Here is a 19,265-nt window from a genome sequence, read left to right on the forward strand (position 1 = left end):
TTGTCCGTCATCCCCTGGATAAAGGTTATTGTTAATGGCAATCTTTCAAGACTTGCATTAGCGCTGTTACAAGACGCCCAAATAAGAGAAAGTATGATAATAATAAGACGCATTGAAGTTTAGGCTACCGGTCCTTGGCTCGCGCACAGCGAACAGGGCATGCCGCAGGCTATGACCTGAAAGCAAGACTTTAGCTGAGAACTGGAGAGTGTTGTGCGCAGCAAAAGGAAAGTTGCCCTTTGTAGCCCTCCTCGCCGTTTGCAATAAACTGCTCAAACAAGCCTTTGCCATCGCTACAAAAGGAACCACCTATCAACCCGATTATAAAAGCTCGTTAACCTGATTTTTTATTTGGAAATCGACATAGTTGATGTTGTGCGCAGCCGGACGGTCTAAGAGAGTTGGTTATAGGAAGATGACATCCCTGCACCAAAACAGTTTTCTTATTCTACAACAATGATATGAGCAACTTTACTTCTGGAAAAGAATAATTCGGTTAGAATGGCAAACTATCTTCTTTCCCCTCGTCGGCTTTGAGCCCAAATTGGGTGCTTATATCAGACTTTATCCTATTGTTTATGAATTCCACTACGCTAGCAACCCCAGTGGAAATTGATTCTGTATATGCAATTTTCGTGTTAGTATAAATCCACTTTATTTTCTCCTTACCAATTGTTTTCCCATCCCATCCCTTGTCGAGATATTGCAAAATGCTATAAAACAGCGTAAGTTCTTTCTTCGATATTAAAATTGCCACGTTGCATTTATAAGACTTTAGATTGGGGTATTTACTACTAATCTCGATTTGTGCTCCTTTGAATGGAGCGTCGTCGACTAAAAGAGTATATCCTGTTAGATTTGTATGCATTTCCCCATCTTCAGGGTCAAAATATTCGACATACTGAGGCTTAGCAAAGAAATCGTTTGCATTATCTCTAATCCATCTTCCGATAGAAGCTGATCCTTCGAGCAAGCTTGTATCCTCTATGAAGTTTATCGTCACATCGTATAAGTCGGCAATTTCCTTATCAAGTGATAAATCGGAAATTCTCTCTCTTAAAAAGTTCAAACTTATAAGCGCCCCATCCTTATCGACATAATCTTTCGCATTTGCTTGAACTAATTGCAAGATAGTAGGCGATGATTTTTGTTCACCTTGAGCGTCAGTCCCTCTCGCTCCACTTCTAGTTAGATACGCTTTCAAGTCGGCTGTCAGTGAACAAAACTTTTCAGTTAGCTCGGCTTGAATTACAAAAAATGGGGTTTGCTCTTGATTACCATTGAAATCATCAAGAATGTAGTCTATGATATCTTTATACCGAATCTCGGACCCTGCGTGCTCTTTAAGAGCCTGCACGAAACTGTGCGTGAAAAAACTAAGTTTATCGTCTTGATAGGATGACTGGTCACTTAAAGATGAGTTTAAAAAGTAACATTTGTTGAATCCCTTTTTCGTTTCGTTAAAATACTTAGTGAGAACATCACTCTCTTTAATATAACTCGTCCCCGATTGACAAGCATCAATAAACTTTACTACAATTTGTGGGTTCAAAGTCCGAATTAGATCATCGATTTCTGAATTCTGTAAGGATGTTTGGTTCTTTTTCTTAGAATCAAAATCAGACAGAATATAGTAGAATTCATCATTTGAAAACTCCCCGTGTCCAGAATAATAAAAAAACAGCTCATCGACTTTTTGCCCCTTGTTTTCGACAAAAAAGTTACTTAGCAACTCTTTGGTTACCGAACTTGATTCATTGTTGTAGATTGTTAGTATACGGTCGAATTTTTTTGTCTCTTCTAGAATGCCATGCATGATTTCACCATCAGTCTTAGAGGCTGGGAGGTTATTCGCCGAATTACTATATCTACTCACAGCTATGACTATCGCAACGTTCATCCGAAATTTATCTTAAAAATTTTAGAATCGATTAATCCTGACTTGTACGCCGTAAGGTACGTTATTTGGATTTTCTTATTGCTCAAGCTGAGAATTGATTAGCGATTCAAACAAGTGCAAGAAACTTTTGCGACCACTTGCCGCGCGATAGGAAAGTAGGGTGCGCACAACGACCAGGGCTTTGCGCTGGCCGGTCGAACTGTGAGGCACTTCAAATTGAAGACACTAGGCTAGCGCAACAGCCCATGTTGTGCGCAGTTCATCGAGAGGATACTTCGCATAAAAATCATCCTCAGATGCCTGTCATGACATTTAGCTTATGTCGCTCTACAACTAAAGCCATTTCGCCGATCATCACGTCGGCAATCTTTTGTTGTTCAAAAATGCTCAGATTACGAACGTCATTGAACTGGCGCTGATGAACAACTTCCTTATGAAAGTACTTGTATTTCCAAATTATAGTCAGATGGCCTGTACTATATTGAAACTTGATTAGCTGGTTTTGGCCTTCTTCATACAAATTAAACTCCCGCTTGTCAAGTAGTGTTACAGTTCCAGCGCCATTGTATGCCACATTATTTATGGCATTAACAATAACGAAGAATTTCTTATCGAGTGTTTGACCTTGCAAGTCATCATTGTCCTTGCTTAGAGCAGAAAAAAACTTGAAAAGGAAGAAGCATACAGCTCCTATTAATATTGTCCAGACCATGATTAAAATTCTAAGTATTTTTTCATTGTTTTTTCGATTACCTGATCAACGATCAGGTCTATTTCAGAGCTGCCCAATCCAAAGGAGCGCGCACCCTGTTTGAAATCATCGCTTTTGAATTGCTCGCTAGCTGTGGCAATCGCAGAGTAAATATGCATTCCCTCTAAAGGTGTGTTCTTCATTGGGTTGTCGCGCATCGCATTGCGGACGATTTGATCAAGTCCCTGCTCTAATTGTTCTTGGAAGATCTGTCTCATAAGTTGGTTTTGGGGAAGTTAGTGAATTTTCCGAATTGCGCACAACTCGCTAATATACGCAACGCTCTTGCGCCAACCCGTCCCGCACCCGCAGCTTTGCGCGCTTTACCCGGTTACAAACGCTTACCCGGAGCAAATTGAACAATTGCTTCTAATTACTTATTTCCGCATCCACGCACTTGCCGCGTGCTTCAACATGAGCTCCCGGGAGGACGGATACGGCTACCCAGCGGCCGGGAAATCCTGCCGGGCCGCCGCCCGAAGGTCCTGACTCCCCCGGCCATCGTGATAGCCATTACCAATACGGCCTTCCCAGGGCAGGAAATCGCAAAGGCCTGCTTTTAGGGAGCCTCTTTTGCCCCGAAATCCTAAAATCCGGCCCCAAGCAGCACCTCTTGGCACAGGAAATCGCAATGGCCCGGCCCGGGGAGGGCCTTTTTTTCGGAGAAGTTGCAATGGCCGGAACGGAGTGGCGCCATTTTCGGCTGGCCATCGCAGTGGCCGTGGCCGGAAGGCCTTTTCAGCCAGGCACGTACAGTACCTGCGCCTGCGAGGCTCCCTGCTCCCTGCACTGCGGCTCATCCGGCCTGGAGAGTCGCCTGAAATGCAACAAAAATTCAGAAAAAAACCGGCGGCCGGCCCCTTTGGCGTTCAAAAAATCGCTTTAGCTTAGGTAAAACAACTGCCTTATGTTCGAACCCCTAAACCTCAACCCGCTCTCCAATGCAGGTCACATCGAGCATTTCGACCTGTTGCACCACATTATCACCACGCAGGCCCCGCAACCGCTGCCCAACCCGGTCCAGATGGCCCTGGGCCGCACGACCGATCTAAACGATGCAACGCGCAAGCTGCATAAGCGGGACAAGTTCGTTGACGAATCGGAAAAGGCCCGCAGCCACGATGCCGACCGCGACCGGTATACCGGCGTCATGGCCCGCCTCTGGGACGTGCTGGCCGACTTCCCTCCCGGCCCAATCCAGGAAGCCGGCAAGACCCTGCACCGCCACTTGCGCCTGTTCGGCACCGTAGAAAAGATTACGAAGCAGGACGGCCGCGCCGAAAGCACCGACATCAAACGCATCCTCGAAGACCAGCAAAGCAAGCCCGAGTTACGCGCTGCCCGGGAGGTCGTGGCGTTCGCCGATCCGCTGATCGACGCGCTGGACGCTTCCAATACGGCCTATACGGCCGCCATGGCTGCGCGCAGCCAAAAGAACGTGGACCAGGATATCGAACCCGGCGCCATGAAAAAGCTCCGCGACGATATGCGTAAACCCTACCACGAACTGCTGGAAACCGTTTGGTCCTACTACATCAGCACGGAGCGTTCGGAGCCCTGGGCCAAAGTGGTGAAGCTGATCGAAGAACTTAAAGACGAAACGCGTCAGCGCTTCGCCGTGAAACAAGGACGCGCCGACGCGAAGGCCGAAAAAACGCAGGCAAAGCCCGGGGCATAAATGTTGGCGCACGATGCCGATCTGTTCACCCCGCGTTTGGCGGAGGCAAAAAGAAAACCACTGCATTGCAGTGGTTTTCTTTTTAAAAATCTTCCTGAGGGTTTACTACCGGCGGGATACAACCCGGTTGTATTCGTGTACCGCATGCCATCGAAACTTCCCGGTCACTACTTCTCCAGCACGTAATCCAGCTCCGTTACGCCGTTGGTAAATCGACGGCTGTTCAACAACTTCAGTTTGGTCTTTTCCTTTACGCCGGTAAACAGCGGGGTGCCTTCTCCCAGAATAACCGGGTTCACAAACAGCCAGTAGCCGTCAATCAGGTTTTGCTGAATGAGCGAATGTGTCGCGGTGGGGCTGCCGAAAAGAAGGATCTCGCTTCCCTCCTGTTGCTTCAGCTCATTGATTTTATCGGCTACGTTGTCGCTGATGATGGTCGTGTTGGGCAGATCCGCGCCCTTCATGGTTTTCGACAAGACGATCTTATGCGCCTTATTGTACCAGGCTGAATGCTCGATGTCATGCTTCGACGCGTCGGGCTCTTTCCCTGCATCGGGCCAGTACCCTTCCATCATTTCGTAGGTCACCCGTCCATACAATGCTGCGTCGGTTGCAGCAATCCGCTTGCCGATATGGTCGAAGAGCTCCTGGTCAACGTTGATCCAGCGCATGTCACCGCCGGGTCCTGCTACAAAGCCGTCGGTCGAGATGTGCACGAAGGAAATTATTTTTCGCATAAAGTTGGTTTTCTATTGTGATGTTGCCGGGCAGTAACTGCGTTGCACAACCGCCGGGGAAAGGGGGCATTGCGCCGGCCGGGCTAATGTAGGACAGTTTGTGGGTTGGCAAGCCAGCGGCGCAGGTCTTTATTTTACCAGCCGTTGGCCGCAGGCACCTGGAAAGATTCGCTACTTACGCAGCAGTGCGAGCGCCAGCACTTCGTCCATCGTACGCACGTAATGAAACCGCACGCCCTTGATATAATCGGGGTTGATCTCCTGCACGTCCTTTTCGTTTTGCCAGCAAAGAATCAATTCACGCAGGCCGGAACGTTTCGCCGCGAGTACTTTTTCCTTGATGCCACCCACGGGGAGCACGGCGCCGCGGAGCGTGATCTCGCCCGTCATCCCGAGGTAGGGGCGCACCTTGCGGCCGCTGTAGGCCGAGGCCAGCGCGGTAAGCATCGTAACGCCGGCGCTGGGACCGTCTTTGGGCACAGCACCCTCGGGCACGTGGATGTGGGCCGTCTTTTTCTCGAACAGCTTCGGGTCGAGCCCCAGCTTCTGCGCGTTGGACTGCAGGTACGAAAGGGCCGTGGCGGCACTTTCCTTCATCACCTGCCCCAGGTTTCCGGTAAGCCGGAGTTCGGCCTTGCCTTCGCTGAGCGTTGTTTCGATAAAGAGAATGTCGCCACCAACATAGGTATACGCAAGGCCTACGGCCACGCCGGGCATGTTGGCCGACTTGTACAGCTCGTTGCTGTAGCGCGGGCGGCCGAGGATCGATTCGAGATCGGCCGGCTTGAGGTTTTCGCGCAGCTTGCCGTCCATCGCAAGGGCCTTGGCCTGGTGCCGCATGATCGCTGCCAGCTGGCGGTCGAGCTCGCGCACACCGCTTTCGCGGGTATACAGCGAAATGATCTGCTCGAGTACTTTATCCGAGATCTTGAAGCGTGTATTCTTGAGTCCGTGCGCTTCTTTTTGCTTGGGCACCAGGTGGCGACGCGCGATCTCGATCTTTTCCTCCACCGCGTATCCACTGAGCTCGATGATCTCGAGACGGTCGCGGAGGGCGGGCTGGATCGATTGCAGGTTATTGGCCGTAGCGATGAAGAGCACTTTGCTCAGGTCGTATTCGAGCTCCAGGTAGTTGTCGTAAAACGTGTTGTTCTGCTCGGGGTCAAGCACTTCAAGAAGTGCGCTGCTTGGGTCGCCGCGGTGGTCGGCGCCCACCTTGTCGATCTCGTCGAGGATCATCACGGGGTTGGAACTTTTCACCTTGCGGAGCGACTGGAGGATGCGGCCCGGCATGGCGCCGATATAGGTCTTGCGGTGGCCACGCACCTCGCTCTCGTCGTGAATGCCGCCGAGCGAAAGCCGAACGTACTTGCGGCCGATGGCATTGGCGATAGAGCGTCCGAGCGAGGTCTTGCCGATTCCCGGAGGACCGTAGAAACACAATATGGGCGACTTCATATCACCCTTCAGCTTCAGCACCGCAATGTATTCGAGGATGCGCTCCTTGATCTTCTCCATCCCGTAGTGATCGGCGTCGAGCACCTCTTTGGCGTGCCGCAGGTCGTACTGGTCGTCGGTATGCTCGCCCCAGGGCAGGTCGAGCATGAGGTCGAGGTGATTGTAGACCACCGAGTAGTCGGGCGTGCTGGGATGCATCCGCTCCAGCTTTTCCACGCCTTTCTGAAAGAGCTCGCGCGCGGCCTCGGTCCACTGCTTCGTTTCGGCCTTGTGCTGCATGTCGCGCAGTTCCCGCTCGTTGACGTCGCCACCGAGTTCTTCCTTGATGCTTTTCAGCTGCTGCTGTAGGAAATATTCGCGCTGCTGCTTATCAAGCTCCGCGCGTGTTTTGTTGGTCACCTTGTTGCGCAGCTCGGCATACTGCAACTCCTTGTGCAGGTAGTTGAGCAGCAGCTCGGCGCGGGCACGGGTATCGTCGAGGGCGAGCAGGCGCTGCTTGTCGCCAAGCTCGGAATTGAGGTTGCTCGAAACGAAGTTGATGAGAAACACGGGGTTCTCGATATTCTTCAGGATGACGGATGCCTCGGACGGCAGGTTGGGCGAAAGCTGGATGATCTCGGCGGCGAGCTCCTTGATATGGACCACGTGTGCGCCGAACTCCTCGTCGTCGGGCAGCGGCGCCTCTTCGATCGGGCGTACCTGCGCAAAGAAGCAGGGCTCCTCGCGGGTAACGGCGGTAACGGCAAAGCGGGCCTTGCCCTGGATGATGATGGTGATGCCGCCATCGGGCATCTTGATCTGCTTCACGATGCGGGCGATGGTGCCGATCGGCTCGAGGTCGTCCGCGCCGGGGTCTTCCACGTTCGGATCCTTCTGCGCGACCACGCCGATCAGGCGGCCCGATGCCTCGGGTGTTGCGTAAGCCTCGTTGACGGCGCGGATGCTCTTGTCGCGTCCCACCGTGATGGGCAGCACGACGCCCGGGAACAGCACCGTGTTGCGCAGCGGCAACAGCGGCAGCTCCTCCGGCACGGAGGAAGCATCGAAGGCTTCGGCTTCCTGCTCGTTCAGGGGGATGATGGGAAGAAAATCGAGCTCGTCCTCCGGCAACAACACGCGCGCATTTGATTGGGTCTTCATGAAAGGGGGCAAACGGCAAAGATAGCAGCGTACAGCTTTTCATCTCGGATCTTGTGATCGCGGATCTATTTGGCTGCGCGTCGTTCTTTTACAGTGCGCTCGCTTGCCGAAAAGATCCGGGTCAACTCCTCGGCCTCCGTAGTCAGCCGGTCGATTTCCGCGCCAACGATCATCCCGGTGTCCCGAACAACGCCCAGCCAATAGTGCGCTTCATCGCATTCCTCCAAAACGATCGTGATCTTGTATTGAAAATCGGCAGCAGATTTGGCCCGGCGGGAAGCCCGGTAATTCGCGCCAACCGAGCCGGCGGCCCGAATCAATTGCTTTCCTGTTTCGAATTCCGCCGCATCTTTTGGCAACTCCCTGCAAAGGCGGATCACATCGATATGAAATTTTCGCGTGCGTTCTTCGAGTTCTTTGCGTGTCATAGAACGGCAAAGTGAATCGTCGCCGGCCGCAGTTCCCTGTGAAAAACCACAGGATTAGCAAAGAAAATTCACCCGGATTTGGGTGAATTTTCTTTTGGATCGCTCGATCCGAGATAATAAGATCCGAGATAATCAGATGGTCTACAGCGCCAATCCCACCGACAACTGTATCGCCTGGCTTTTCCAGTTATTCGTATTACTGATGTCGTTGATGTTGTTGAGACCAACTACGTAGCGGCCGTTGAGGCGGATCTTGCCGAGTGAGAACTGGGCGCCGCCAAGCATCGAGAAGTCACCATTCTTGAAGGCCTGCTGGCCGTTCTGCAGCAGGTTCTGGTCCTTGTTCATCAGCACGCCGAACTGCGGGCCGGCCTGCAGCGCGAACACCTTGCCCAGCTTGTAGTTGAGCAGGATGGGCACCGATAGGTAATTGAGCTTTACATTGCCGGAGCTGGCGTCGGAAAAGATGTTGGAATACACCTGGCGGAACGAGGTGTCGGTGCGGGTCTGGTACTGGTTGAAGAGCACTTCGGGCTGCAGCGAAAACTTCTTGCCGAGGCCGATCTCGGCAAAGGCGCCGGCGTGGTAGCCGGTATTGAACTCTTCTTTGAAGGAGCGGCCCTGGATCTTCGACAGGTTTACGCCGCCTTTGACACCAAGGTGAAACTGGGCCATCCCGGCCTGGGCCAGCAGGAGGCCGGCAACGAGGGTAAGCAACTTGCGGTTCATGGGAAAACGATTTGCCGCAGCCGGCACCAACTTCATGCCAAGGAAAGCAGAGCTTTCGTTAATATCGGCAACCAGCAACCGAATTCGGGAATCGGGAAGCGGCAATAATGATTTCTGCTTTCCTCTGGCGGAAATCAAAAGCGGGGGCTTATTTAAATACGGTTCTTCCTAGAATGCATTCACGATTGACGATTCACGATTCACGAAGCCCTAACGACCCAGGAACACAGCGCTTAAAAGATATAGCCCACGTTCAACCGGAACAGGCCCACGAAGTTTTTGCTGCCCGTCGGGAAATAATAATTCGCCACGAACTGCGGCTGCACAAACAATCCGCGCCACGACCATTCCGCACGAAGCATGCCCGAAAGCGACAGCGGCTGGAAGTACAGCTGGTCGTCGAGGGTTTGGTTCTCGGTGCTCACCAGCTCGTTGACGCTTGTGGCCCGGACAATGCCGTACGTGTTTGCATTCTGGTTGAACCCGAACTTCTGGGTGCCGGAGCTGAAGACGATCTGCGGGGTGATCCGCAGCGAGGCCCGCGGAAGTATCGTATTCAGGTAATAAAAATCGTGGCGCACCGACAGCGACAGCGAAAAGTCGTTGATGGTCTCGCTTGTCTGGATGCGTGTGATACCATCCGGACGGAGGCGAAGCGAAATGATATACGCCTCGCGCTCCTCGAAGTCGGAGCGGCTTCCCCAACCGTACGATGCGAAGAGGGCCGGCTTCATCCACCACTTCTTGTAGGAGAAATAGGCGCCGGCTTCGTTCTGCAAGGGTGTCGTATAAAAAGAAAGATTCTTGCGGGTAAAGTACCGCGTGTACGAAACGCCCGCCGACCAGTTGTCCTGCTGCAGGTAATCATACGACCCGGTAAGCAGGTGCTGGTAGGCTTTGAACGCAGATCCATCCTTTACAAGCGTGCTGCTTACGGTAAGCCCAAGGCCGTTCTTGTGGTAATAGCCAAGCGATGGCGTCCACGTGGCCTGCCGACGCGAGACGAGCTCGTTCGTCGTTTCATCCACGTAGTTGAAATAAGCGGCCGACAGTCCCACATCGGCGAGGAAGAAGGTACGCGGTGCCGTCACCGAGTCGATGAATTCGGCCATGTCGTCGAAGAGCGCGTCGTAATAGGCAACGCTGTCCACGACCGGCTTCGGCGGCGTTTTGGGCTCCTGCGCGGAGGCCCGGCCGGCGGCAGCCAGCAGCAGCAAGAGGCACGAGATCCTTTTCCCCATGACAAAGCGAACCGGCAGCCGGCCGCCCTTGTTGACCCGGGAAAGAAGCGTTCGTTTAATCACTCGTTGTTTGAAGGACCGGAAAGTACAGAATAGTTTGGAGTTTGAATTTGGGTCGCGGTGCTTTGGACGTTAATGGGAACTTAACCTGCGATTTGATTGGTTGCTGCGGCATTCGATCCGCCGGCAGGCACTATGCAAATTCGAGCAGCGTAATTTCCGGGAGTATCCCCACCCGGCCCGGGTAGCCCAGAAAGCCGAAGCCTCGGTTCACATACAGCTTCTGCCGGCCTTCTTCATAGAGCCCCGCCCACTGCTTGTACACGTATTGGACAGGGCTCCAGCGGAAGCCCGGGATCTCCACACCGAACTGCATGCCGTGCGTATGTCCCGCAAGCGTCAGGTCAACATCGGCGTACCTGGGCCGCACTTCGGCATCCCAATGCGAGGGATCGTGGCTCATCAGGATCTTGAACGGAACGCCTTCGGTACCTGGATGCGCCTTGCTCATTTTGCCGTATTTCGGGAAGCGGGCCTTCGCGCCCCAGTTCTCGATACCAAGCAAGGCGATGCGCTCATCGCCCCGCTCAAAGAGCACGTGCTCGTTCATCAGCAGCCGCCAGCCCAGTTGCGCGTGCACGCCCTTGAGACGCTCCAGGTTGGCGCTCTTGGCCGCGGCGTTGGGCCACTGCACATAGTCGCCGTAATCATGGTTTCCAAGCACCGAGAAAACACCCATCGGCGCACTGAGGCGCCGGAACACCGCGATGAATTCGTCCATCTCGTCGGCCGTGTTGTTGACGATGTCGCCGGTAAACAGGATCAGGTCGGGACGCAGGTCGATCACCTTCTGCACGCCGCGCTCCACGGCCGCCTTGTCGGTAAACGAGCCGCTGTGGATATCGGACAGTTGTACCACGCGCAGCCCGCGAAAAGCCGCGGGCAGATTCGGAAACTGGAGCTTCACCCGGTGCACGCGGTAGGCGTACTTGTTGCCCATCCCGTAAAGCAGCGACGTGAACAGCGAGCCGCCGGCCGCAAGTCCCAGCCAGCTCAGGAACACCGACCGCGAGATGCCGCCACCCTGGATCTGCTGCCCCTCGGTATTGGAAAAGAAAATCCGTCCCGCCACCCATTGGATGCCGCGGCGGATATCATCGATAAGGAAGAACAGCGAGGCGATCAGCTTCGCAAAAAAGAGGCCCACGATAATGGCGAACACCGAATTGCGGAAGCCTTTCGGGAACGAGCTGAAGTTGATCAGCGGCAGCACGATGAGCAGGAGCAGCGCCAGTACCGACACGGTCCAGTAGGTGCCGAACAGGATGGTCCGCGTGCGCGGCGCAGCGCCCTGGGCAAGCAGCTTCAGGATCGTAAACACATACCAGTCGAGCCCGATCATCAGGGCAAATACAACCAGCCAGAAGGGAGAACTGCGCATCGTGAATTGTTAGGACTGCAAGTAACGCAAGTTCCGGACACGATGGCGTGAAGCGGCATTGCGGGAAAGGTGAGCGGGTGAGCGGGTGAGCGGTGAGCAGGTTAGTGGTGAGCGCGGGGTCGTGAATCGTCAATCGTCAATCGTGAAGGCAGGGCGCGACGGAAGGAACCTTTGTGCCCGAATGGACCTCTGCGAGCTACAACACACCAATTTACCCATACCCCTTATTTAGGAAGCAACACAAAGAACGTAGCGCCCGCGCCCGGTAAAGCGTCGGCATAGATCTCGCCGCCGTGGGCGCGGGCCACCTTGCGGCACAAGGCAAGTCCGACACCCGTGCCCGAATAGGCCGAGCGGCTATGAAGGCGGTGAAACAAGGTAAAGACGCGCTCCGATTCCTGCGGGTCGAACCCGATGCCGTTGTCGGCAAAGGCGATGCTGTGGTAGGCCCGCGTCGGCTCCAGCTCCGGGAAGCGTGCTCGCTCGTCGTCGCTTATCGGGCGCACCGTGATCCGGAGTTCGGCCGGGGTAGCGGGACGCGCATATTTCAACGCGTTGCCCACCAGGTTGGTAAAGAGCTGCAGCAGCTGGTGCGGCACGCCCCGCAACACAGGCAGCGTATCGGTCTCGATACGGGCGCCGCTTTCGAGGATCCGCAGCTCCTGGTCCTGCAGGCTTTCGGCAAGCACTTGGTTCAGGTCGACGGTCTCCAGCCGGAGATCCGATTGCTCGACGCTCGAGAATTCCAGCAGGTCCTCCACCAGGTCGTTCATCCGCATCGCCGAATTGCGGATCCGCTCCAGGTGATCACCGCTGGCGGCAACCGCGGGGTCGCGCATGAGTTCAGTAAAGAACAGGATCTTCCGCAAGGGCTCCTTGAGGTCGTGCGAAGCGATATAGGCAAACTGCTTGAGCTCGTCGTTGCTGCGTTTGAGGGCGAGGGTTCGCTCCGACACAATGCGCTCCAGCGTTTCGGCCGACTCGCGCTGCTCGTGGATATCGGTGGAAATGCCAAGCCAGTACAGGGTGCTACCCGTTTCATCGCGGATCGGCTCGGCCTTCGCGGCATGCCAGCGGAGCACGCCGTCGTGGCGCCGGTAGCGCATTTCGGCCTCGAAGGGTTTCTGGTCACGGAGGCTCTGTGCCCACTTCCCGAGCAGGGCTTCTTTCTCTTCAACAGGAAGCACCGCCGTCCAGCCGACCCCGAGGGCTTCGTCGGGGCCCTGGCCAGTGTAAGCGTACCAGCGCTCGTTGACATAGTCGACGTTCCCGTCGGCGCCGGCGGTCCAGGCCATCTGGGGCAGGGCGTCGAGCATATGCCGGATGCGGGCCTCGGCAGCTTCCGCGCGTCGGCGGGCCAGCACCTGCTCCGTCACCTCGAAGCCGAAGATCATGACCCCGGCGGTCTTCCCCTCCAGTTGGTAGGGGGCATAAACAAGGTTGAAGTATTTCGTGGTATCGCGGCCTTCGTTGTTCCAGTCGGCCACGCCCGGGAATTCGTAACCATAGACGCTATTGCCTGTCGCGTACACGGAATCGAGCATCTCGAAATAACCCTGTCCCTCCAGCTCGGGCGCTACCTCGCGCGGCGTCCGGCCAAGCAGCGGCTTGCCTTCGTACAACTTCGAAAAAAGCGGGTTCGTGAAGGTGCACCGCAGCTCCGGGCCTTCGAGGATGCAGATCATGGCGGGCGCCTGCAGGAATAACCCCGTGAGGTTGGGGTCGGACGAAAGGGGCGCGCCGGCAGTCGGATGTGGTTTTAACATTTGGTAGGGTGATCGGGAGCAAGTTACGAAAAAGCAGCTGTGCCGCGGGGTTGCGAAGGAGGGGCCGTTTGCCCGCAAAACTGTATTTTTGTTGCTATTCGATTGGTTATGAGACTGACGTATTTCGGACATGCCTCGTTTTCGGTGGAAGCCGGTGGAAAAGTACTCGTGTTCGACCCCTATATCAGCGCCAACCCGGCGGCAAAGGCGGTCGATGTGGATACGATTCCCTGCGACTACCTCCTTCTCTCCCATGGCCATGGCGACCATGTGGCCGACGCCCCGGCGATCGCCCGGCGTACCGGTGCCACCGTCATCGCATCGGCCGAGGTAGCGGGCTGGATGAAGGACCAGGGCGCATCCGATGCCGTGGGCATGAACCACGGCGGGAAGAAGTCCTTCGACTTCGGCTCGGTCAAATGCGTCAACGCCATCCACTCCTCCGGATTACCCGACGGCTCCTACGGCGGCAACCCGATGGGATTCGTGGTAACGGCCGGCGAGCAAAGCTTCTATTACAGCGGCGACACGGCCCTGACGATGGACATGCAGCTCATCCCGCGCTGGGCGAAGCTCGATTTCGCGGTGCTCCCCATCGGCGATCATTTTACGATGGGCTACGAAGACGCCGTCGAAGCGGCCCGGATGTCGGGCGCCCCGCGTGTCGTTGGTGTGCACTACGATACTTTCCCGCCGATCCGGATCGATACCGCCGCGGCCCGAAAAGCCTTCAGCGCGGCCGGCATCGAGCTGCTCCTGCCTGCGATCGGAGAAACCATTGATGTCTGATGGCGGAAGCCTGATGCCTGATGTTTGAAATAAAGCAATATCCTGACCACCCAAAACAGATCAGAGATCCGAGATCCGAGATCAGAGATTAATTTTTATGGCAAGAATCATTGGAGTAGCGAACCAAAAAGGCGGTGTCGGAAAGACCACTACAGCGATCAACCTCGCAGCCTCGTTTGGCGTGCTCGAATACCGGACCCTTCTTATCGACGCCGACCCGCAGGCCAACAGCACCTCGGGTGTTGGCTTCGACCTGCAGAACGTTACGCAGAGCCTCTACGACTGCATGGTGAATAACGCCACGGCGCGCGACGTCATTCTCAAAACCGAAATTCCCAACCTCGACCTCATCCCCTCCCACATCGACCTGGTGGGCGCCGAGATCGAGATGATCAACTATCCCAACCGCGAGAACGTCCTGAAGGCACTCGTGCAGAGCGTGAGCGACGACTACGACTTCATCGTCATCGACTGCTCCCCTTCGCTTGGCCTCATCACCGTCAATGCCCTCACCGGCGCCGACTCCGTGATCGTGCCCGTGCAGTGTGAATTCTTCGCCCTTGAAGGCCTCGGCAAGCTGCTCAACACCATCAAGATCGTGCAGAGCCGCCTCAACCCGCAGCTCGTCATCGAAGGCATCCTGATGACGATGTACGACGGCCGCCTCCGCCTCTGCAACCAGGTGGTGGGCGAAGTGCGCCGCCACTTCGAGGAGCTCGTGTTTGCCACCATCATCCACCGCAACTCGCGCCTCTCCGAAGCCCCCTCCGTGGGCAAGCCCGTTATCCTCTACGACGCCAACTCCAAGGGCTCCATGAATTACCTCAACCTCGCCAAGGAGATCCTCCAGAAGAACAACCTGACGCGGATCTCGCAGGAAGAGCGAACGCTCGAGGAAGAAGGTTAACAAGTCGGAAGGCCGAAGTCGGAAGGCCAGCACCCGTCATTGCGAGCGCAGCGAAGCAATCGGCTTCGGGAAAAGGCAAACCTTTTGGTCCCACATAGACGGGCCGGTTGCTTCGCCGCTTTCCGCTCCGCTGCAAGGGTCTCGCAATGACGTGGAAAAACACACTTCCGGATTTCCTTTGTCAGCCTGAGCGCAGCCGAAGGCCCACTTTAATACTTATTTGGGGGTTTCACATCCGTTCCACGTGCTCCGTATGTCGTACCTTCGTCGCCCTATCGTGACTGTGTATGAGTACTTCCAAGCAAAGCAACAAGGACGCCCTCGGTAAAGGCATCCGCTCCCTTCTCCAGAGCATCGACAGCGACCTGAAAACGCCGGCCGGCGCCGTAAAGCCCGGCGTGGTGCAGGAGGTTACGGGTATCCTCCGCATTCCTGTCGACCAGGTCGAGCCCAACCCCAAGCAGCCGCGCCGCGACTTCGACGAGACGGCCCTGCAGGAGCTGGCGGCCTCGATCCGGATGCACGACATCATCCAGCCCATTACGGTCACGAAGCTCCCGGGCGGCAAGTACCGCCTTATCTCGGGTGAGCGCCGCTGGCGCGCCTCCAAGATGGCCGACCTGAAAGACCTCCCGGCCTACATCCGCCAGGCCAACGACCAGGAGCTCCTCGAGCTGGCCCTGCTGGAAAACCTGCAGCGCGAAGACCTCAACGCCATGGAAGTAGCCCTCTCCTACAAGCGCATGATGGAGGAGCTCACCTACACACAGGAGCAGGTTGCCGAGCGCATGGGCAAGGACCGCTCCACCGTTACCAACTATATCCGCCTGCTGAAGCTGCCGCCGGACATCCAGGTGGCCGTGCGCAACGGTGAGCTCAGCATGGGCCACGCCCGCGCCCTCATCAACGTCGACACCATCGACAAGCAACTCTATATTTTCGACGAGATCAAGAGCAAGGGCCTGTCGGTGCGCCAGACGGAAAACCTGGTCCGCAATTTTTATAAGGATGGAAATGATCCCAAGAAGACGGAGCCCGCTCAAACGCTGCCGCCGGCTTTCCGCAAGATCGAAGACAAGCTCGCCTCTCACTTTGCCACGCGTATCAAGATGCGCCACGCCAAGAACGGAAGCGGCCAGATCACCTTTGATTACTATTCGCTCGAGGAGCTCAACAAGCTGCTCGACCTAATGAACGTGACCATTGATTAAGCGTTTCCATATCCTCCTGCTCGCGCTGTTGTCGCTGGCGTCGGTTGCCGGCGCGCAAACGATCTCGGATTCGAGCAACCGCCGGATCAACGTGGACAGCGCGATGGCCGCCCCGTCGACGCCCGACAGGAAAACGGACTCGGTGCTGCGGGTGCATTCGCCGCGGAAGGCCGCCATCCGCTCGGCGATCCTCCCGGGTCTCGGGCAGATCTACAACCACAAATACTGGAAAGTGCCGATCGTGTATGCCGCCATCGGCGTGCCCGCTGTGCTGTTTGTCTACAACCTTACCTGGTACCGCCGCACGCGGTACGCCTATACGGTTCTTGCCGAGCAACGCACGGGCGAATATGCCAACGTGGACCCGAAGCTCCAGAGCTACATCACCTACAACGCCCTCGGCAGCCTGCAGCGCCTCCGCAACGAGTTCCGTCGCGACGTCGACTACTCCGCGCTGTTTGTGCTGGTTATGTGGGGGCTTAATGTGGTCGATGCGTCTGTTGATGCCCACCTCAAAACCTTCGACGTCAACCCCGACCTCAGCCTGCGGATCAGGGGCGGGTACAGCGAGATGGCGGGCACGAATGGCGTGAGCGTGATCCTTTCGTTTCACTAAGACGAAAGGCAAAATTCAAACGTCAAAAAAATCCGGTTGTACCTTGCCGCTCAAAGGCGAGTTGGCTTCGTGCGGGACGTTCCCGTCCCGGCCACGGCGTTTTGATTTTTTACTTTTTATTTTTGAATTACATGAAAATCGCCCTTATCGGATACGGCAAAATGGGTCAGCTGATCGACCGGATCGCCCAGGAGCGTGGACACGAGGTTGTGCTGCGCATTCACCTTGACAACCGCGACGATTTCACCGAAGCCAACCTCCGCGCGGCCGATGTAGCCATTGAATTTACGGGTCCCGACAGCGCCTTCTCCAACGTGCGGCAATGCATTGAGTGGGGGGTGCCCGTCGTAAGCGGCTCTACGGGCTGGAATGACCGCATTGCCGAAGCCGAACGGCTGGCACAAGAGAAAGGCAGCGCCTTCCTCCACGCCTCCAACTTCAGCATCGGCGTCAATCTTTTCTTCGAGGTCAACAAGCAGCTGGCGCGCCTCATGAACAGCCAGCCCCAGTACGACGTGGAGTTGAAAGAGATCCACCACACGGCCAAGCTCGATGCACCGAGCGGCACCGCCGTGACGCTTGCCGAGCAGGTGCTTGCCGCACTCAACCGCAAAGACAAGTGGGTGAAGGAGACAGCGACAGCGCCGACCGATCTCGTGATTAAAAGCGAGCGCGTCGATCCCGCACCCGGTACGCACCACGTGCGCTACAGCTCTCCGATCGACGATATCGAGATCATCCACACGGCCCACAACCGCGAGGGCTTTGCAACCGGCGCGGTACAGGCCGCCGAATTTATCAAAGGAAAGAAAGGCGTATTCCAGATGTCGGACGTGCTGGGGTTTTGAGGAAGCCTTATTGCAATTCGACAATATCCGGCTCGAGGCCAAATTTTGCAATCGCGGCAATGATTGCTTTATCGTCCAGATTCCGGCTATCGGGCAGCACAATCCGCCTCCGGTACACGTTACCGTCGGCATGCCTGTGATCGATCAGAAGCACCTGCTGCAGGTAAACCCCACGGCGCCGTTGTACTTCTTCCGTATTAATACGGGCCCGGACAAAATCATTCCAATCGGTGATGAACTCGTCGTACCAGTAAATACCGGAAGGTCCGATATCAAGCAGCACCGGGTTCCGCACAGCCCGAAAAAGGGAGCCGCCGCCTCCAACGAGCAGTGCCAGCCACAGGTACCAGGCCCTTGGGTGGTCGTACAGGCAAAGCAGGCCGAATCCAAGGAGCAAGACACCGCTGAAATAGTTGAACAGGACACTCTCGCGTACGAGCACCGAAGGCTGGCTGATATAGCGCGACTGTGAAGCAGGCATCAGGTTGTTTTGATATTGCGGAGGCCCGGCCGAAGCCGAGGTATAGCTCCCAGCCAGCCAAGATAAGGTGCTCCGGTCAATCAGGCGCGCAGCGAACGAAGCTAAACCTTAGTCCCCTCCCTGAAAAATACCGAACAAGTCCAGAATATAACGGAAGCTTATTTACGGAGGTTGGCGAGCATGTCTTCCGTCATTTTCGCAAGATCATATTCCTCTTTCCAGCCCCAGTCGCGGCGGGCAACGGAGTCGTCGATGCTTTGCGGCCAGCTGTCGGCAATGGCCTGGCGGTAATCGGGATTGTACTCAATGACAAAGCCGGGGATATGTTTTTTGATCTCGGCGGCGATCTCCTTCGGTGAGAAGCTCATACCCGAGAGGTTGTACGAGGTGCGCACCCTGATGTTCTCCTGCGGCGCTTCCATCAGCTCGATGGTGGCGCGGATCGCATCGGGCATGTACATCATGGGCAGGTAGGTATCCTCGCCCAGGAAGCAATCGTAGCGGCCGTCGGCAAGCGCCTCGTGGTAGATCTCCACGGCGTAATCCGTAGTTCCGCCACCGGGGGCCGACTTGTACGAGATGAGGCCGGGATAGCGAAGCGAGCGCACATCGACGCCGTACTTCATCCAGTAGTAATTGCACCAGAATTCGCCGGCGTATTTCGAAATACCGTAGACCGTCGTCGGCTCGATGATGGTCTGCTGCGGGCAATCTTTCTTGGGCGACGTGGGACCGAACACGGCAATGCTCGAGGGCCAGTAGACCTTCGTGAGCTTTTCCTCGCGCGCGATGTCGAGCACATTGAGCAGGCCCTGCATGTTGAGGTGCCAGGCGAGGTTGGGATTCTTCTCGCCGGTTGCGGAAAGGATGGCGGCGAGGAGGTAGATCTGCGTCACGTTCTGGCGGATCACCTGCACATGGAGCATCTCCTTGTTCATCACGTCGAGCGACACATAGGGACCGGTGCCCTCGAGCAGCGGGTTCTGCTCGCGGAGGTCGGAGGCGATCACATTCTGGGCGCCATAGCGCTGGCGCAGAGCGAGTGTCAGCTCCACACCGATCTGACCGGACGCACCGATCACGAGGATTTTTTCTTGTTTCATACGGCTGCGCGAAGATAAACCACAGTTTGGAGTTTGGCGTT

At 55.8% G+C, this 19,265-nt stretch carries 19 protein-coding genes and 1 pseudogene; 8 read left to right on the forward strand and 12 right to left on the reverse strand.

The window, feature by feature from the left end:
- Positions 1-220: 220 nt before the first annotated feature.
- Positions 221-343 (forward strand): annotated as a pseudogene (locus ACYU7Z_RS05825) (IS110-like element ISCaa14 family transposase); the annotation flags it as partial.
- 153 nt (positions 344-496) lie between these two features.
- On the opposite strand, the gene ACYU7Z_RS05830 reads toward ACYU7Z_RS05825, so the two are convergent.
- The 3 genes from ACYU7Z_RS05830 to ACYU7Z_RS05840 all read right to left on the reverse strand — a co-directional run bounded on the left by ACYU7Z_RS05830 (position 497) and on the right by ACYU7Z_RS05840 (position 2,869).
- Positions 497-1,900 carry a caspase family protein gene (locus ACYU7Z_RS05830; RefSeq protein WP_460568325.1) on the reverse strand — a complete coding sequence of 468 codons (1,404 nt, stop codon included), beginning with the start codon at positions 1,898-1,900 and terminating at the stop codon, positions 497-499.
- A gap of 292 nt (positions 1,901-2,192) precedes the next feature.
- Positions 2,193-2,612 (reverse strand): hypothetical protein, encoded by a 420-nt coding sequence (locus ACYU7Z_RS05835; protein WP_460568327.1) that lies wholly within the window; start codon positions 2,610-2,612, stop codon positions 2,193-2,195.
- 2 nt (positions 2,613-2,614) lie between these two features.
- Entirely contained in the window at positions 2,615-2,869 is a 255-nt protein-coding gene (locus ACYU7Z_RS05840) for a hypothetical protein (protein WP_460568329.1), read from the reverse strand.
- A 689-nt stretch (positions 2,870-3,558) separates the two neighbouring features.
- Here ACYU7Z_RS05840 and ACYU7Z_RS05845 point away from each other — a divergent pair.
- A complete protein-coding gene (locus tag ACYU7Z_RS05845; protein WP_460568331.1) occupies positions 3,559-4,329 on the forward strand; it encodes a DUF6261 family protein in 771 nt (256 codons plus the stop codon).
- Between the two features lie 167 nt (positions 4,330-4,496).
- Here the strand turns inward: ACYU7Z_RS05845 and ACYU7Z_RS05850 are convergent, their stop codons facing one another.
- The 4 genes from ACYU7Z_RS05850 to ACYU7Z_RS05865 form a co-directional block, all read right to left on the reverse strand.
- Positions 4,497-5,066 carry a dihydrofolate reductase family protein gene (locus ACYU7Z_RS05850; RefSeq protein WP_460568333.1) on the reverse strand — a complete coding sequence of 190 codons (570 nt, stop codon included), beginning with the start codon at positions 5,064-5,066 and terminating at the stop codon, positions 4,497-4,499.
- 171 nt (positions 5,067-5,237) lie between these two features.
- A complete protein-coding gene (gene lon, locus ACYU7Z_RS05855) occupies positions 5,238-7,664 on the reverse strand; it encodes an endopeptidase La (RefSeq protein WP_460568335.1) in 2,427 nt (808 codons plus the stop codon).
- A gap of 65 nt (positions 7,665-7,729) precedes the next feature.
- The gene (locus ACYU7Z_RS05860) at positions 7,730-8,092 is read right to left on the reverse strand and encodes a four helix bundle protein (RefSeq protein WP_460568337.1); all 363 of its coding nucleotides are present in this window, start codon (positions 8,090-8,092) and stop codon (positions 7,730-7,732) included.
- Between the two features lie 141 nt (positions 8,093-8,233).
- Complete coding sequence (locus tag ACYU7Z_RS05865; protein WP_460568339.1) at positions 8,234-8,821, reverse strand: porin family protein; 588 nt, start codon at positions 8,819-8,821, stop codon at positions 8,234-8,236.
- Between ACYU7Z_RS05865 and ACYU7Z_RS05870 the strand changes: the two genes are divergently transcribed.
- Positions 8,820-8,993 carry a hypothetical protein gene (locus tag ACYU7Z_RS05870; RefSeq protein WP_460568341.1) on the forward strand — a complete coding sequence of 58 codons (174 nt, stop codon included), beginning with the start codon at positions 8,820-8,822 and terminating at the stop codon, positions 8,991-8,993. The two genes, ACYU7Z_RS05865 and ACYU7Z_RS05870, sit on opposite strands and share 2 nt — an antisense overlap.
- 61 nt (positions 8,994-9,054) lie before the next feature.
- Here the strand turns inward: ACYU7Z_RS05870 and ACYU7Z_RS05875 are convergent, their stop codons facing one another.
- The 3 genes from ACYU7Z_RS05875 to ACYU7Z_RS05885 form a co-directional block, all read right to left on the reverse strand.
- Positions 9,055-10,125, reverse strand: coding sequence for a hypothetical protein (locus ACYU7Z_RS05875; RefSeq protein ID WP_460568343.1), 1,071 nt, complete (start codon positions 10,123-10,125; stop codon positions 9,055-9,057).
- Positions 10,126-10,255: 130 nt separating this feature from the next.
- Positions 10,256-11,503 carry a metallophosphoesterase gene (locus tag ACYU7Z_RS05880; RefSeq protein WP_460568345.1) on the reverse strand — a complete coding sequence of 416 codons (1,248 nt, stop codon included), beginning with the start codon at positions 11,501-11,503 and terminating at the stop codon, positions 10,256-10,258.
- A 224-nt stretch (positions 11,504-11,727) separates the two neighbouring features.
- Complete coding sequence (locus tag ACYU7Z_RS05885) at positions 11,728-13,269, reverse strand: PAS domain-containing sensor histidine kinase (RefSeq protein WP_460568347.1); 1,542 nt, start codon at positions 13,267-13,269, stop codon at positions 11,728-11,730.
- 108 nt (positions 13,270-13,377) lie between these two features.
- On the opposite strand from ACYU7Z_RS05885, the gene ACYU7Z_RS05890 reads away from it, so the two are divergent.
- From ACYU7Z_RS05890 to dapB, 5 genes are all read left to right on the forward strand, one after another.
- A complete protein-coding gene (locus tag ACYU7Z_RS05890; RefSeq protein WP_460568349.1) occupies positions 13,378-14,058 on the forward strand; it encodes an MBL fold metallo-hydrolase in 681 nt (226 codons plus the stop codon).
- A 97-nt stretch (positions 14,059-14,155) separates the two neighbouring features.
- Positions 14,156-14,965: a ParA family protein gene (locus ACYU7Z_RS05895; protein ID WP_460568351.1), complete on the forward strand. Its 810-nt coding sequence runs from the start codon at positions 14,156-14,158 to the stop codon at positions 14,963-14,965.
- Positions 14,966-15,252: 287 nt separating this feature from the next.
- Complete coding sequence (locus tag ACYU7Z_RS05900) at positions 15,253-16,176, forward strand: ParB/RepB/Spo0J family partition protein (protein WP_460568353.1); 924 nt, start codon at positions 15,253-15,255, stop codon at positions 16,174-16,176.
- Positions 16,169-16,792 (forward strand): DUF5683 domain-containing protein, encoded by a 624-nt coding sequence (locus ACYU7Z_RS05905; RefSeq protein WP_460568355.1) that lies wholly within the window; start codon positions 16,169-16,171, stop codon positions 16,790-16,792. The genes ACYU7Z_RS05900 and ACYU7Z_RS05905 overlap by 8 nt, the downstream gene beginning before the upstream one ends.
- Before the next feature lie 131 nt (positions 16,793-16,923).
- On the forward strand, positions 16,924-17,640 hold the full coding sequence (dapB, locus tag ACYU7Z_RS05910; RefSeq protein ID WP_460568357.1) for a 4-hydroxy-tetrahydrodipicolinate reductase: 717 nt from the start codon (positions 16,924-16,926) through the stop codon (positions 17,638-17,640).
- 7 nt (positions 17,641-17,647) lie between these two features.
- Here the strand turns inward: dapB and ACYU7Z_RS05915 are convergent, their stop codons facing one another.
- Both ACYU7Z_RS05915 and ACYU7Z_RS05920 read right to left on the reverse strand, forming a co-directional pair.
- Positions 17,648-18,121: a hypothetical protein gene (locus tag ACYU7Z_RS05915; protein WP_460568359.1), complete on the reverse strand. Its 474-nt coding sequence runs from the start codon at positions 18,119-18,121 to the stop codon at positions 17,648-17,650.
- Between the two features lie 158 nt (positions 18,122-18,279).
- Positions 18,280-19,224: a Rossmann-fold NAD(P)-binding domain-containing protein gene (locus tag ACYU7Z_RS05920; protein ID WP_460568361.1), complete on the reverse strand. Its 945-nt coding sequence runs from the start codon at positions 19,222-19,224 to the stop codon at positions 18,280-18,282.
- Positions 19,225-19,265 lie beyond the last annotated feature (41 nt).

Source organism: Flaviaestuariibacter terrae, assembly GCF_054777635.1.